The organism is Pandoraea sp., from assembly GCF_041919235.1.
GTDB lineage: Bacteria > Pseudomonadota > Gammaproteobacteria > Burkholderiales > Burkholderiaceae > Pandoraea.
On the sequence record NZ_JAYRUC010000020.1, the window covers coordinates 56,085 to 70,463 of the forward strand.

The window sequence follows — 14,379 nt, forward strand, 5'->3', positions numbered from 1 at the left end:
CCACGCGCAGCGTGGCGTCGCCCACGTCGATAAGACATTCCATCGTCATTCGATTCGTCTCCTCAGCCTTGAGCGGCGTCGCGCGCGCGGGTCGTGGAACCGGGCTCGGCGGCTTCCATCTCCGCGAACACCGCCTCGGCGTCGTGGATCGCCTGATTGGCGGCAGGCAATCCGCAATACAGCGCGGCGTGCAGGAAAAGCTCCTTCATTTCCTCGCGCGTCACACCGTTGTTGAACGCGGCGCGCACGTGCATGCGGAACTCGTCGCCTCGATTGAGCGCGATGAGCAGCGAGAGCGTCACCATGCTGCGCATGTGTCGTGTGAGGCCCGGACGCGTCCAGATGTCGCCCCAGGCGAAGCGCGTGATGAAGTTCTGGAAATCGTCGTTGAATTCGTTACGGCGGGCGAGCGTGCGCTCAACGTGGGCGTCGCCCAGCACGGCGCGGCGCACCTGCATGCCATTGTCGTAGCGTTCCTGATCGTTCATGGGGATTTCCTGCGGAGTTGGGATGACGACGTTGCGGCGTCCGCGAGCGCGAGGACTCGGCTCACGAACGTCTCGGCAGCGCCAAGATAATGTTGCGGTTCGGTCAAGCGCGCCAGCGTCTCGGGACTCAGAACACTTGAGATACCGTCGTCCTCGCGCAGCACATCGAGCAGATGACGCCGCTGCGCGACCGCCTCGCGGCAAAGCACCTCGACACGTCGATGGGCCTCAAGGCGCCCCATCGTTTCGCCCAGCGCCATGGTCACGGCTTCGGCCATGATCAGGCCGTGCGTGATGTCGAGATTCGTGCGCATGCGGGCCGTATCGACTGTCCAGTCTTCAACAAGCGTTCGCGCGGCCGCCAGCGCACCGCCGCACAGCATGAGCAGTTCAGGCAGCGTCTCCCATTCGGCGTGCCAGGTCCCCAGTCCGCGCTCGTGATCCTGCTGCATGGCGGAAAACAACGTGGCGGCCAGTTGCGGCGTGCGGGCTGCGGCCGCGAGAATCGCCGCACAGCCGACCGGATTGCGCTTGTGCGGCATGGTGGACGATCCGCCCCGCCCCGGCCCGGACGCCTCGGCCACCTCACCGACTTCGGTTTGCGTGAGCATGGCCGTGTCGCGGGCGAACTTGCCGAGCGAGCCGGTCAGCGACGCGGCCCAGCTTCCCACGCGCACGATGCGATCGCGCTGGCCGTGCCACGGCGTCGCCGCATCCGCCAGGCCGAGGTGGCGGGCAAGCGCCGCCGCGACCGCCGGGCCCTGCGTGCCGAGCGACGCCAGCGTGCCCGCCGCGCCCCCGAACTGCACGCACAACACCGGGTCACGCCAGCGCGCAAGATCGTCGCGCGCGCGCAGCAAGGCGTCGAGCGTGCCCGCGAGCTTCAGCCCGAACGTGATCGGCAAGGCGTGTTGCAGCCACGTCCGCCCGACCATGACCGTCGCGCGATGCTGCCGGACTTGCGCGGTGAGCTGGACGATCAACCCATCCAGATCCGCCCCGAGGTCGTCGAGTGCGCCGCGCACTTGCAGAATAAGACCGGTGTCGATGGCGTCTTGACTGGTGGCTCCCCAGTGCACGAAGCGTGCGGCGTCGGCGTCGATCGCTGCCACCCGGGCGGTCAGTTGCTTGACCAAGGGAATGGCGAGGTTGCCCGCACGCGCCGCGTCGTCGCGCAGGGCGGCCCAGTCGAGCGCGCTGGCGCGCGCAGCGGCGGCAATCGGGGCGACGGCGGCGACTGGAATCAGACCGGCGTCGGCCTCGGCAGCGGCCAGTGCCGCCTCGAAGTCGAGCATGCCCTGGAGCGTGGCATCGCGCGAGAAACGCGCCGTTACCGCAGCACCGCGCAACAATGAGTCAAGCAGTTCCGTCATCGCAGAGTCGAGGGTGGTTACGTGGTTACGTGGTTAGAGGCTTTGCGCCCGGGTACGTTGCAACAATGCGGGCACGGCCTCGGCCCGCCGGCGCTTGCATGCCGGCAGCCCGAAGCCGCGCCAGTTCAGCCTTGCGTGACCGACGTCAGAGGTCGAGGAAAACCGTCTCGTCGTCTCCCTGCATGCGGATGTCGAACCGGTACGACACGCGTGCGCCGCTCACCTCTCGGCGCGCGATCAGCGTGTGACGCCGCTCGGCCGGCACCTGTTGCAGCACGGGGTCAAGCGCATTGGCCGCCGCCTCGTCGTCGAAATAGATACGCGTAAACAGATGATTGAGCAAGCCCCGCATCGTCAGAATCACATCGATATGCGGCGCTTCGCCGGGCGCGGTCGAGCCCGGCTTGATCGTCTCGAAAACGAAGCGATGCTCGGCGTGCGTGCCGGTGCCGCAACGGCCCGTTCCGGCAAAGCCGGTGCGTTCGATCTCGTCGGCGCTCTGCACGTAGCGGCCGTGAGCGTCGGCCTGCATGACTTCGATCAGCGCGTCGTTGATCGGATGGCCTGCACCGTCGAGCACCTGGCCGGTCAGGCGAATGGCCTCGCCTTCGGCACGGTCGAGCGCCACGACGGGCGTGAAAGCGCTCTTGAAGTCGTAACGGTACTGCTCGGGCGAGAGGCCATAAGCGAAGTAGGGTCCGACGGTCTGCGACGGCGTTTGCTTGTAATCGGACATGACTCAGGACTCCATCGGCGTTTGATCGGCACCGCGCAGCACGATATCGAATTCGTAGCCCAGCGCGTATTCGGGCTCGGTGATGTCCAACGAGAACCGCGATATCAGGCGGTCACGCGCATGCGCTGGCGTGGCCTGGAAAATCGGGTCGTAGGCGAGCAGCGGATCGCCCGGGAAATACATCTGCGTCACGAGCCGGGTCGCGAAGTACTCACCGAACACGGAAAAGTGCAAATGCTGTGGACGCCACGCGTTGGGGTGGTTCTTCCACGGATAAGCGCCGGGCTTGATGGTCAGGAATTTGTATCGGCCTTGCGCATCGGTCAGCGCACGGCCCGCACCGAGGAAGTTCGGATCGAGCGGCGCGTCGTGCTGATCGACTTTGTGTACATAGCGCCCACACGCATTGGCCTGCCACAGCTCCACCAGCGTGTTCGGCACGGGCCGGCCGCCTTCGTCGAGCACACGCCCCGTGACGATCATGCGCTCGCCGAGCGGTTCGCCGTTGCGAACCGCGTTACGCGTGAGATCGCCATCGAGCTCACCGACGATGCCGTGCCCATAGACCGGCGCGCGCAGGTTCGCGAGGTTCTGCCTGACGGGCACGAGCAATTGCTTCGGGCCGCGCAGCGCCGTGGACTTGTACCCGCTGTCGATGAGCCTGGGATGCGAATCCCAGTCGCGGGGGCGCAGGACAGTTGTCGAATTCGACATGGTCTCACTCCATTCTGTGTTGACTGATCTGGCTTGCCGCCAGCTTGTTTTTCGACACTATATCCATAATCAAAGGATATATTTATTGACATTTTCTTGGGTTTTTCATAACTTTTCGTCATGGAAAAACATCGACTCGACGGGCGAATCAAACTGCGCCATCTGCAATGCCTGCTGGCGGTCGCTCAGCACGGCAGCCTGCAGCGCGCCGCCGAAGCGCTATCCATCACGCAGCCGGCCGTAAGCAAGACGATTGCCGAACTCGAAGGATTGCTTGGCGTACGCTTGTTCGAGCGCGGACGCAACGGCGCGCGGCCCACCGCGCAGGCCGAGCTGTTTCTGCGACACGCCGGGGCGAGCGTGAGCGCACTGCGTCAGGGCATCGACGTGCTCTCTCGCGCCGTCGGCCAGACGGGCGGCGTGATCGAGATCGCCGTGCTGCCCACCCTGGCTGCCGCCATGATGCCCGGCGTGCTCGAAGCCTTCCGGCGCGAATGGCCGGGCATCGTCGTACAGGTGCACACGGGCGCCAACCAGCAGTTGCTCACGCAATTGAAGTCCGGTCAGGTCACGCTGGCGCTCGGCCGGATGTCCGACCCCGAGAGCATGGCGGGCCTCACCTTCGAACACCTGTGCGCAACCCCGCTTTGCGTGGTTGTGCGGCCCGCGCATCCGCTCATGCGGCAGAGCAGCGTGTTGTTGGCCGATATTGCCAACCACCACGTGGTGCTGCCGCCGCACGGCACGATCCTGCGGCACACCGCCGACAGCTTCTTGCGCGCGCACGGCGTGGGGGCGCTCGGCGACTATTCCGAGCTGCTCTCGATGTCGCTCGCGCGCGCCATGACCCTGCGCGACGACGTCGTCTGGATCGCCTCGGAAATCACGGTGCAGGACGATCTCGCCGACGCCGTCCTGTGTGCCCTGCCCTTCGCGACGAAGGGCACCGAAGAGTCCATCGGCATTTTGTGGCGCAACGACACCGTCCCCACCCCTCCGGAGCAAACGCTCATCGGCGCCATGCGTGAGGCCGCACGCGTGCGCTACGGCATGCCCGGATCGCGCTGACGCGCTCATGTCCTGCGCTTCACGCCTTCACGCCTTCACACCGTCACACCTTCACACCTTTACGCCTTCACGCCTTCATACCCTCACATGCCGTAGCAACGCGCCGAGGCGCACTCGCGAGTCCGAGCATCCGCACCGCGTTGTCCTTGAGCAGCAGCGGCTTGACCTCGTCGCGAAATCCCGCCGTCTCGAAGTCGCGCAGCCACCGGTCCGGCGCGATGAGCGGGAAATCCGAGCCGAACAACATCTTCTCGCGCAACAGCGAGTTCGCGTACTGCATCAACTCCGGCGAGAAATACTTGGGCGACCAGCCCGACAGATCGATATAGACGTTGGGCTTGTGCAGCGCGATGGAGAGGGCCTGCGATTGCCATGGCCATGACGGATGCGCGATCACGATATTCATTTCCGGGAAGTCCGTCGCCACGTCGTCGAGGTGGATCGGCTCCGAGAACTTGAGCCGCAACCCGCCGCCCCCCGGCATGCCGGAACCGATGCCCGAATGGCCACTGTGGAAAACGGCCGTGAGCTTGTACTCCGCAATGAGTTCGTACATCGGATACGCCATGCGGTCGTTGGCGAAGAAGCCCTGCATCGTCGGGTGAAACTTGAAGCCGCGCACGCCAAACGTCTCCACGAGGCGCCTCGCCTCGCGCACCCCCATGCGGCCCTTGTGCGGATCGATGCTGGCAAACGCGATCATGATGTCCGCGTTCTCCTGGGCGAAGCCGGCAATCTCCTCGTTCGGAATGCGGCGACGACCGATGTTCGCCTCACAATCGACCGTAAACATCACGAAGCCGATGTTGCGTTCGCGGTAATGCGCGATGGTCTCGGGAATCGTCGGGCGACGATTCTGCTTGAGCACCGTGCCGAAGTACTTGTCGGCGGCGTCGTCGAACGCCTTGCCGAAGAGATCCGGCGGCTCGCAGCACGACACTTCCGCATGCACATGCGTATCGATGGCGACGAGGTTGTCGAGATTCATTCGGCGGTCTCCGGATCACGGATCTGCGCCGCGACGATCGCCATCGCGCGACGCGTCTCCGGCAACTCGAACTTCAACCAATAGCGTGCGGCGCGGCGTTTTGCGTCCCCGCCCTGCCCGGCCTCGCCTTGTGCGCGATGTTCGGCCAGCGCCGCCTGTGCCCAGAGTCCAGCCATCGTCAGGCCGTGTACCACGCGCATCACCTCGCCCGCCACGCACAGCGCCGCGCGCGGCGTTGTCCTCGCCAGCGCGATGATCGAAGGCAGCAGCGCGCGCCAGTGGTCAATGTCCGCCAGGGCCGTATCGAATCCGCCAAGCGCGCCGATGCCGCGCGCTTCGCTTACTTGCACACGCGTCCAGGTCAGCCATTGCGACAACGTGGCCCCCTCGTCTCGAACCAACTTGCGCAGTATCAGATCGACGGCCTGAATCTCGTTGGTACCTTCGTAGATCATCGGAATGCGTGCGTCGCGGAGATACTGCGAGATGCCCGTCTCCTCGACATAGCCGTACCCGCCGAAGACCTGCAACGCATCGCTCGCGCCCTGAAAAGCCTGTTCCGTGAGCATTGCCTTGACGATCGGTGTGAGCAGCGCCGCCAGCGCGTTCGCCTGAGCTCGGGCCTCGGGCGTGTCGGCGTGATGGGCTTCATCGATCGCGAGCGCTGCACGATACAGCAGCAGCCGTGCGCCCTCGACGGCAACGCGTTGCCCCTCCACCAGACGCCACACGGCCGGATGCCCGACGATGGGCGCCCCTTCGGCGGCCCCCGGCACACGCGACTGAACGCGCTCGCTTGCATGCCGCGCGGCCATTTCATAGGCGTTCTGCGCCAACCCGACGCCAGACGCCCCCACGTGCAGTCGAGCCGAGTTCATCATCGCGAACATCGCCTCCAGTCCGCGATGAGGCTCGCCAATGAGATAGCCTGTCGCCCCCTCGAACGCCATCGAACACGTGGCGCTCCCGCGAATGCCCATCTTGTGCTCGATGCCGGTACATCGCACGGCGTTGCGCTCGCCATTGACGAGCACCTTCGGCACCAGGAAGAGCGAGAGCCCGCCGCTACCGGCGGGTGCACCGGGCGTGCGCGCAAGCACGAGATGCACGATATTCGGCGTCAGGTCCTGCTCGCCCCCCGAGATGAAGATCTTCTCGCCGGTCACGCGTACGGTGTCGCTCCCTGCCTCGATCCATTCGGCGCGTGTGCGAATCTGCCCCAGATCGCTGCCCGCGCCGGGCTCCGTCAAACACATCGTGGCGAGCCACTCACCGCTGACCAGCGCACCGAGCCAGGCGTCACGCAATGCCGGGCTGCCGAATCGGTGCACGCATTCGTACGCGCCGTGCAGAATGCCGGGGTACATCGTCCATGCGAGATTCGCACCGGCCGTCAGTTCCTGTAGCGCCACCTGCGCGACGATGGGCAACCCTTGGCCACCCCATGACGGATCGCACGGCAGCGACGGCCAGCCGGCATCGCGATACTGGCGATAGGCCTCGGCAAAGCCGCCGGGGGTTCGAACTTCTCCGTCGCGCCAGCGGCAGCCCTCGCGATCGCCCACGGCATTGAGCGGTGCGAGCACTTCGCGCGAGAAGCGGGCGGCTTCGTCGACAATCTGCACCAGCGTGGCCGTGTCGAAATCACGGAATGGGGCCAGGCGCGTCAACGCCTCGCCCACCCCGAGCCTGTCCAGCACGAACGCGATGTCTTCAGCCGCGCTGCGCAATTCCGGATAGGCCATGTCAACGCCTTCCCGGAGCGAGGATGACGTGCGCGTCGCCCGGTTGAGCGGCGTGCAGCGCGTCGACCACCGCCGCCCGATGATCCTGCACGGCGCGCTGGTTGATCGATCCCTTGTCGGTCGCTTCGCCCAGGTCGAGCGAGGGTGGGGTATCGAGCAGCACAAGTCGCGCAACGTAGGTGGCACTGCCGCCGGCATGCGCGTTGAGCCGCGCCAGCAGGGCCGCGAAGGCGTCACGCACGGGGCGCGACGCAAGCACCTCCGCCAACGGCGCGTGCGGCGGCAGACCGCTCACACGCCGACAGTCCTCCACACGCGGGAAGACCATCAAGCCGATATCGTCTCGATTGATACCTGTGACGACCGCGTCCTGCACATACGGCGCGCCTTCCGAGATCACGCGGGCGCGCAATGGCCCTACACTTACGAACGTGCCGGAACTGAGCTTGAAATCCTCGGTAATGCGGCCGTCGAATTGCAAGCCGGCTTCCGGACGCTGCGGGTCGGCAAACGTGGCCGCGTCGCCGGTGCGGTAGTATCCCTCTTCGTCGAACACCGGGTCGGCCGACTCGTGCCGCCAATACCCGGACATGACGTTCGGCCCGCGAAAGCGCACTTCGAGCTTGCCGCCGACCGGTGAGAGCTTCACTTCACAGCCGGGTGCCGGCAGGCCGATGTAGCCCGCACGCATGATCGGCCCGGTGGTGAACATGCAACTGGGCGAAGTTTCTGTCATCCCCAGACCTGACATGATCCGGATTCGCTCGCCGCAATGGGCCTCGGTCACACGTTCGAGCCGGTCCCACGCCGCTTGAGACAGCCCTGCACCGCCGAAGAAATAGAGATTCACACGCGCGAAGAATCGCTCGCGCAGCGCCGCGTCGTTCTCCAGCGCGATGGCGAGATCTTCCCATCCCTTCGGAACGTTGAAATAGACGGTCGGCGAGATCTCGCGCAGATTACGCAACGTCTCCTCGAACTTCCCGGCCACCGGCTTGCCGTCGTCGATGTACAGCGTGCCGCCGTTATAGAGCGCGATGCCGACATTGTGACTGCCGCCGTAAGTGTGATTCCACGGCAGCCAGTCGACCAGCACGGGCGGCACCTCGCCAAAGGTGGGAAAGGTTTGCAGCAGCATCTGTTGATTGCTGCACAGCATTCGCTGGGTGGTCGGCACCGCTTTCGGCAGGCGCGTGGAGCCGGACGTGAACAGGATCTTGGCGACGGTGTCGCCATTCACTTGCGCATGAACCGTGTCGATGTCGCGCGGCATCGCGTCGAGCAGCGCATCGAATGCCAGCGTGCCACCGTCGCCGCCAGCGGTGACACGCACGACGTCTTCATCGAGCACGGCATCCATGGCGCGGCCATAGGCGCTTGCGTCGCTCGCATACACGAGCCCCGGGCGCAGCAATCCCAGCGTATGACGCAGTTTCCCGAAATCCGTCGATACAATCGAATACGCCGGGGAAATCGGGGCAAACGGCACACCCGCATACATCGCGCCAAGGGCGAGCTGAAAGTGCTCGAGATCGTTGCCGGACAACATGGCGATGGGACGCTGCGGCGACAATCCACGATCGCGCAACGCCTGTCCGATCGCGCGGGCGCGTTGCAACATCTGCGCATACGTGATGCCGACCCACACACCGCCGGGACCGCGCCGCGCCACGAGTAGCCGCTCAGGATGCCGGGCAGCGCCCGAAACGAGCCGATCCGTCAGCCGTTCGGGAAAATCGCCGAGCACCTCACGCGAGCGGAGATACCAGCAGTCTGCGTCGCGACGCACTTCGACACCGGGGTTGCCGATGGCGACGTGGCGATAGCGGTGCGCTGCCACGTCGTGCATGGCAGCCGTAGGGTTGCGTTGATTCAAAACACTGTCTCCTGCTGCGTGCCCGCCGCGGCGCGCTCTCAGGCGCGTCCGCATGCGGGTACATCCTCGTTCTTCGGGCGCTCAGATCGGGTAGTGGCGCGGCGTTGTCTGCACGGTGATCCAGCGCAGTTCCGTGAACTCGCCAATCGACGCCTTGCTGCCGAAGCGACCGTAACCGCTGGCTTTCACGCCACCGAACGGCATCTGCGCTTCGTCGTGCACGGTCGGGCCGTTGATGTGGCAGATGCCCGACTCGATGCGCTTCGCCAATTGCAGCGCACGCGACACATCGCGGCTGAAAATCGCCGCCGACAGGCCGAACTCGCTCTCGTTGGCCACCCGCACCGCTGCTTCATCGTCGCTCACGCGCTCGATCGTCACCACCGGCCCGAACGACTCCTCGCGATACAACCGCATCGCGGGCGTCACCCCGTCGACAATGGCGGCCTGCATGATCGCGCCGTCCACACGGCACCCCAGCGGCAAACGCGCACCGTGTTGGCGGGCATCTTCGACAAGCGCCGCCACGCGCGAGGCTGCCTGAGCGCTCACCATCGCGCCGAGCACGCTGTCGGGCGACGTCGGCGCGCCCGCGCGCAGCGTTGCCGCCTTTGCCGTGAGCTTCTCGACGAAGGCATCCGCGATGCGCGCATCGACGATCACCCGCTCCGTCGACATGCAAATCTGTCCCTGATTGAAGAACGCGCCGAACGCGATGCCTTCGACCGCAGCGTCCAGATCGGCGTCGTCGAGCACGAGCACCGGCGCCTTGCCGCCCAGCTCCAGCAATGCAGGTTTGAGGTGTTCGGCCGCGAGGCGCGCGATGATTCTGCCGACGTGCGTCGATCCGGTGAAGTTCACACGTCTGACACCCGGATGCGCAATCAGGCGGGCCACGATCGCGCCGGCGTCCTGAGGCGCGTTCGTCACGACGTTGACCACACCGTCGCCAAGCCCTGCCTCGTGCAGGCACGCGCCGATCAGCGCGTGCACGCCCGGACACTGCTCGGACGCCTTGAGCACCACCGTATTGCCGCACGCAAGCGGCATCGCGAGTGCGCGCGTGGCCAGAATCACGGGCGCATTCCACGGCGCGATGCCGAGCACCACGCCGACCGGCGCACGCACGGCCAGTGCGAGACTGCCGGGCACGTCGCTCGGGATGACGCTGCCGTCGATCTGCGTGGTCATGGCCGCCGCTTCGCGCAGCATGTTCGCCGCGAGCATGACGTTAAAGCCATACCAGTTCGCCATCGCGCCCGTCTCGGCGGCACCGATCGCGATGAACTCCGTTGCGCGAGCGTCCATTCGCTCGGCGGCCGCGAGCAAGCGCTGACGACGCGCCGTGGGCGAAAGGGCGGCCCAGGCGGGAAATGCCGCCTGCGCTGCCTCGACCGCCGCGTCGGCATCCGCCAACGTGGCGGCCGGCGCTCGCGAAGCGACCTGCCCCGTCACCGGATCGAATCGCTCGAATGTCGCCCCGCCCTGCGCGCCACGCCACTGGCCACCGATCAGCATCTGCACTTCATGCATTGCGCTATTCCTCTTGGGTCCCTTCGGTCACTGATGAGCGCTGCACTTCAACGCTTGTAAGCCTGCAGCCCCGGCTTGATCGCCTTGTCGTCGAGGAACTGCTTCAAACCCTGCTCGCGGCCATGTTCCGGGTCGCGCAACTGCGCCTGATCGAGCTTGGCGTAAAGGTAGTCTTCGCACTGCTCCCACGTGAGTTCGCGCGAACGCTTGAAACCATGCTTCGCTGCGCGCAGCACAACCGGGTTCTTTTCAAGCAGCTTCGCGGCAAGTGTCAACGTGGCATCGCGCAGTTGCGCGAGCGGCACGCTCTGGTTGACAAGGCCCATCTCCGCCGCTTCCACGCCCGTGAACGTGTCGCCGGTCATGATGTAGTGCAGCGCCCGGCGATGCCCCACCGTATCGGCCATGGCCTTGCTCACCAGATTGCCCGGCGGAATGCCCCAGTTGATTTCCGACAACCCGAATACCGCCTCGTCGGCGGCGATCGCCAGATCGCAGGCCACCAGCGGCGAGAAGCCGCCACCGAAGCACCAGCCGTTGACCATCGCGATCGTCGGCTTGGCGTACATGCGCAGACGGCGCCATTGCCAATCCGAGGCGTCGCGGCGCACACGCTCCTGCACGACTTCCGGACCGCCGTCGATCTCGCGGAAGTATTCCTTCAGATCCATGCCCGCCGTCCATGCGGCCCCCGCGCCCGTGAGCACGACAACCCGGGCATCGGCATCGAGTTCGAGCGCGTCGAGCACCTGGTTCATCTCGATGTTGAGCGTCGGGCTCATCGCATTGCGCTTCTCCGGGCGATTGAAGATGACCCAGCCAATGCCGCCCTCCACCTTCACCTCGATCGTCTTCCAGCGTCCTTCGTATGCATTCATTTTGCTTAATTCCCAAGTGTCCTGGACAACCTGCGCCGCGCGCCGGGAGTGGCGCGCGGTGTTGCCAACAGACACATTTAATATCAGGCAACCTTACATTGCAAGCATCATGTTTTCGGTGAAAACCCTAGGCTCCGGCGATCAGAACGTATGACGCATGCCGAGCATCACACCGGCCTGGCCCTCGCCGGCAGGCGGCGTAGTGCCTCCGCCCCCGCCGCTGACCGAGTACGCCGCGTGCGCGCTGTTGAAGAGATAGGCCGCCTGGGCGTAGACCGCCGTGCGCACCGAGAGCGAATACGTGGCGCGCAGCGTGGTCATCGTGCCGCGCGTGTTGTGATCGCTGTTGACGATGCGGTAGACCTCACCATCCACCAGCCAGGCCGGCGTGACGGTGTACGCCGCGCCCAGATAGAACAGGTTCGAGTGCGTGTTGATGGCGGACGTCGACACGCGACGGCCGAGCCAGCCGCCACCGACCTTGAGCGCGCCGTACTTGTAATAGGCGCCGAGCGTGGTGCGGGTGTCCTTGTCTGCGCTGCTGGTGAAGGCCGAGGTGGCCTGCCCGTCGAAGAAGTTGGCCGCCGCGTTGGTGCCGCCGCGCTGTTCTTCATAGGATGCCGCCACACCGAAGTTGCTCGCGTCGTACTTGAGCATGACCGACCAATCGCGGCATTGCACCGACTGGCCCGGCACCTGCCCCGCACACGTGCCCTGCCCCGGTGAATTGCCCGTACCCGCAGCGTCACGGCCGAACGAGTACCCTGCGCCGAAGCTCAGCCCCTGCCAGGCGGCCTGATAGGTGATCGAGTTGTCGGTGCGGGCGTTCGGGACATAGGCGTCGAACGACCCCATGCCGTAAATGTCGGGGCCGAGAATATCCGAGCCGAGCAACGCGTAGAACGTCATGCTGTATTGACGGCCAAACGACAGCGTGCCGTAGGGTCCCTTGACGCCCACGAAGGCCTGACGCCCGAACAGGCGCCCGCCCTGGCCGAGGTCGCCGCCGCGAAGATTGAAGCCGCTCTCGAGCTGGAAAATCGCCGCGAGTCCACCGCCGAGGTCTTCCGTACCGCGCAGGCCCCAGCGCGACGGGAACTCGCCCGTCACGCCGGGCATGCGCCACACGGCGCCGTTCACGCTCGCGTGAGAGACGTACTCGATCCCGGTGTCGACGATGCCGTATAGCGTGATATTCGATTGTGCGTCAGCGATACCGGGGGCTGTCAACGCGGCAACCGCGGCCAGTAGCGCGAGTCCGCGCGTGCGCAAGAGAAGTGTCATGGGAGTCTCCAAAGTCTTTGATGTCGTTATGTATGGGGTCAAACAAGGGACGGCGGCAGTACACGGCGAGCCTGCAAGTCGACGCGCGACGGGGCGGCCGAACGCCCTGCGTCGCGCACAAGCGAGGCCGACCGACGTCAATCCGGGTCAGTCAGCCGCGCGCGGACGACGGATCAGCATGAGCGCGGCAAGCGCCGCCACGATCGTCACCGGAATGCTGGCGCCGATCACCACGGCCGCGCTGCTGCCCACCGCGAGCAGCATGCCGGCGGCAAGCGGACCGACCACCGAGCCGATGCGTCCGAAGGCCACGGCCGCCCCAACGCCCGTGCCGCGCATGGCGGTGGGGTAGTAGGCCGCAGCGAGCGCATAGAGCACGGACTGACCGCCGATGATGAACATGCCCGCGAAGAACGCCGCCGTCGCCAGCACACCGAAACCCTGCGCGGCGGCGAGTCCGACGAGCGACGCAATCATGCCGAGATACATGCCGCCGATCACGAGCGACATGCGCGCGCGATCCATCAAATAGCCGAGTGCGAGCACGCCGACGGCGCTGCCTACGTTGAAGAGAATCTGCACCCAGCCGATGTCGCCGCGCGCCAGACCACGCGCCCCCATGAGCGACGGCAGCCAATTGAGCAGGAAGTACAGAACGATGAGCGTGCAGAAGTAGGACACCCAGAGCTGAACGGTCGAGAGGCCGCGCCCCTCGGAGAACAGCACCGACATCACGGGCGCTGGCGTGACGCGCTGACCTTGCGAGGTCGCCGCCGCGAACGCGCGCGACTCCGGCAGGCACCAGGCGAGCAACGGCAACAGCAGCAGCGGCCCGACGCCCCCCGCATAGAAAATATGGCGCCAGTCGGCATCGCTCACCGCAAGCATGCCGATGGTGGCCGCGATGCCGCCCCCCAGCGGAATTCCGCAATACATGATGCTGACCGCCGTGCCTCTGAGCCGCGGCGCGACGGCCTCCGACGACAGCGCGATCAAGTTGGGCATGGCACCGCCCAGCCCGATGCCCGTGAGCACCCGCACGATCACCAGCATCCAGAAATCCGACACGAACGCGGTGGCAATCGACAACACGCCGAACACCGCCGCCGAGAGCATCAGCACGCGCTTGCGCCCGATGCTGTCGGCCAGACGCCCGCCGAGCATTGCGCCGGGCAGCAAGCCAAACGTGCCGGCCGAGAACGCGATCCCCATTTGGGCGACGCTCAACCCGAACTCCTTCGCCATGCCGCGTGCGGCCACACCGACCGACTGCAGATCGAGGCCTTCGAGCACCGCCACGGCAAAACACAGCGCCAACGTCAGCGCCACGGCACCGCCCGCACTCACCGCCCTGTCCGGTTCCAACGACAACGCCTGCGCGCCGCCCTCCTGATTCGATTTCATGGTGTCTCCTGTGATCTTTTTCATGGACTTCGGCCGCCGCCCAGCGCGGGCGGCACCTGATGCGCTATCGCGCTATCCGCCGACACAGACAACGATGCACGGCAACGCTCGCCATTTAATCAGGTAACCTGATATTGAAGGCGTGCGTACGGCGAGCGCGGCAATGTCCGCGCACACCTCATCGCTGTTGTATTACGGGTGTCGCTGGGATTCGGTCGCGCGTTTGTCTGCGGCGACGGACTCCATTTAATATCAAGCTACCTGACAATACAAGCAATCGGCAGGTCGGGAC

At 65.6% G+C, this 14,379-nt stretch carries 12 protein-coding genes; 1 reads left to right on the forward strand and 11 read right to left on the reverse strand.

Annotated elements, in window-relative coordinates; translation table 11 throughout:
• Positions 1-62: 62 nt before the first annotated feature.
• The 4 genes from pcaC to pcaH all read right to left on the reverse strand — a co-directional run bounded on the left by pcaC (position 63) and on the right by pcaH (position 3,311).
• On the reverse strand, positions 63-488 hold the full coding sequence (pcaC, locus tag ACE3UG_RS16560; RefSeq protein WP_374625832.1) for a 4-carboxymuconolactone decarboxylase: 426 nt from the start codon (positions 486-488) through the stop codon (positions 63-65).
• The gene (locus ACE3UG_RS16565) at positions 485-1,861 is read right to left on the reverse strand and encodes a 3-carboxy-cis,cis-muconate cycloisomerase (RefSeq protein ID WP_374625834.1); all 1,377 of its coding nucleotides are present in this window, start codon (positions 1,859-1,861) and stop codon (positions 485-487) included. The genes pcaC and ACE3UG_RS16565 overlap by 4 nt, the downstream gene beginning before the upstream one ends.
• Before the next feature lie 145 nt (positions 1,862-2,006).
• The gene (gene pcaG / locus ACE3UG_RS16570; RefSeq protein ID WP_374625836.1) at positions 2,007-2,597 is read right to left on the reverse strand and encodes a protocatechuate 3,4-dioxygenase subunit alpha; all 591 of its coding nucleotides are present in this window, start codon (positions 2,595-2,597) and stop codon (positions 2,007-2,009) included.
• A gap of 3 nt (positions 2,598-2,600) precedes the next feature.
• Positions 2,601-3,311 carry a protocatechuate 3,4-dioxygenase subunit beta gene (gene pcaH, locus ACE3UG_RS16575; protein WP_374625838.1) on the reverse strand — a complete coding sequence of 237 codons (711 nt, stop codon included), beginning with the start codon at positions 3,309-3,311 and terminating at the stop codon, positions 2,601-2,603.
• 120 nt (positions 3,312-3,431) lie between these two features.
• Between pcaH and pcaQ the strand changes: the two genes are divergently transcribed.
• Positions 3,432-4,379: a pca operon transcription factor PcaQ gene (gene pcaQ / locus ACE3UG_RS16580; protein WP_374625840.1), complete on the forward strand. Its 948-nt coding sequence runs from the start codon at positions 3,432-3,434 to the stop codon at positions 4,377-4,379.
• A 67-nt stretch (positions 4,380-4,446) separates the two neighbouring features.
• On the opposite strand, the gene ACE3UG_RS16585 is transcribed toward pcaQ, so the two are convergent.
• The 7 genes from ACE3UG_RS16585 to mhpT form a co-directional block, all read right to left on the reverse strand.
• Positions 4,447-5,367, reverse strand: coding sequence for an amidohydrolase family protein (locus ACE3UG_RS16585; protein ID WP_374625842.1), 921 nt, complete (start codon positions 5,365-5,367; stop codon positions 4,447-4,449).
• Positions 5,364-7,112: an acyl-CoA dehydrogenase gene (locus tag ACE3UG_RS16590; protein ID WP_374625844.1), complete on the reverse strand. Its 1,749-nt coding sequence runs from the start codon at positions 7,110-7,112 to the stop codon at positions 5,364-5,366. Before ACE3UG_RS16590 ends, ACE3UG_RS16585 begins: the two co-directional genes overlap by 4 nt.
• Position 7,113: 1 nt before the next feature.
• A complete protein-coding gene (locus tag ACE3UG_RS16595) occupies positions 7,114-8,961 on the reverse strand; it encodes a feruloyl-CoA synthase (protein WP_374625900.1) in 1,848 nt (615 codons plus the stop codon).
• A 108-nt stretch (positions 8,962-9,069) separates the two neighbouring features.
• Entirely contained in the window at positions 9,070-10,521 is a 1,452-nt protein-coding gene (locus ACE3UG_RS16600) for an aldehyde dehydrogenase (RefSeq protein WP_374625846.1), read from the reverse strand.
• 47 nt (positions 10,522-10,568) lie between these two features.
• On the reverse strand, positions 10,569-11,399 hold the full coding sequence (locus tag ACE3UG_RS16605; RefSeq protein ID WP_374625849.1) for a p-hydroxycinnamoyl CoA hydratase/lyase: 831 nt from the start codon (positions 11,397-11,399) through the stop codon (positions 10,569-10,571).
• A 141-nt stretch (positions 11,400-11,540) separates the two neighbouring features.
• The gene (locus ACE3UG_RS16610; protein WP_374625851.1) at positions 11,541-12,683 is read right to left on the reverse strand and encodes a porin; all 1,143 of its coding nucleotides are present in this window, start codon (positions 12,681-12,683) and stop codon (positions 11,541-11,543) included.
• A gap of 147 nt (positions 12,684-12,830) precedes the next feature.
• Positions 12,831-14,087: a 3-(3-hydroxy-phenyl)propionate transporter MhpT gene (mhpT, locus tag ACE3UG_RS16615; protein WP_374625853.1), complete on the reverse strand. Its 1,257-nt coding sequence runs from the start codon at positions 14,085-14,087 to the stop codon at positions 12,831-12,833.
• Positions 14,088-14,379 lie beyond the last annotated feature (292 nt).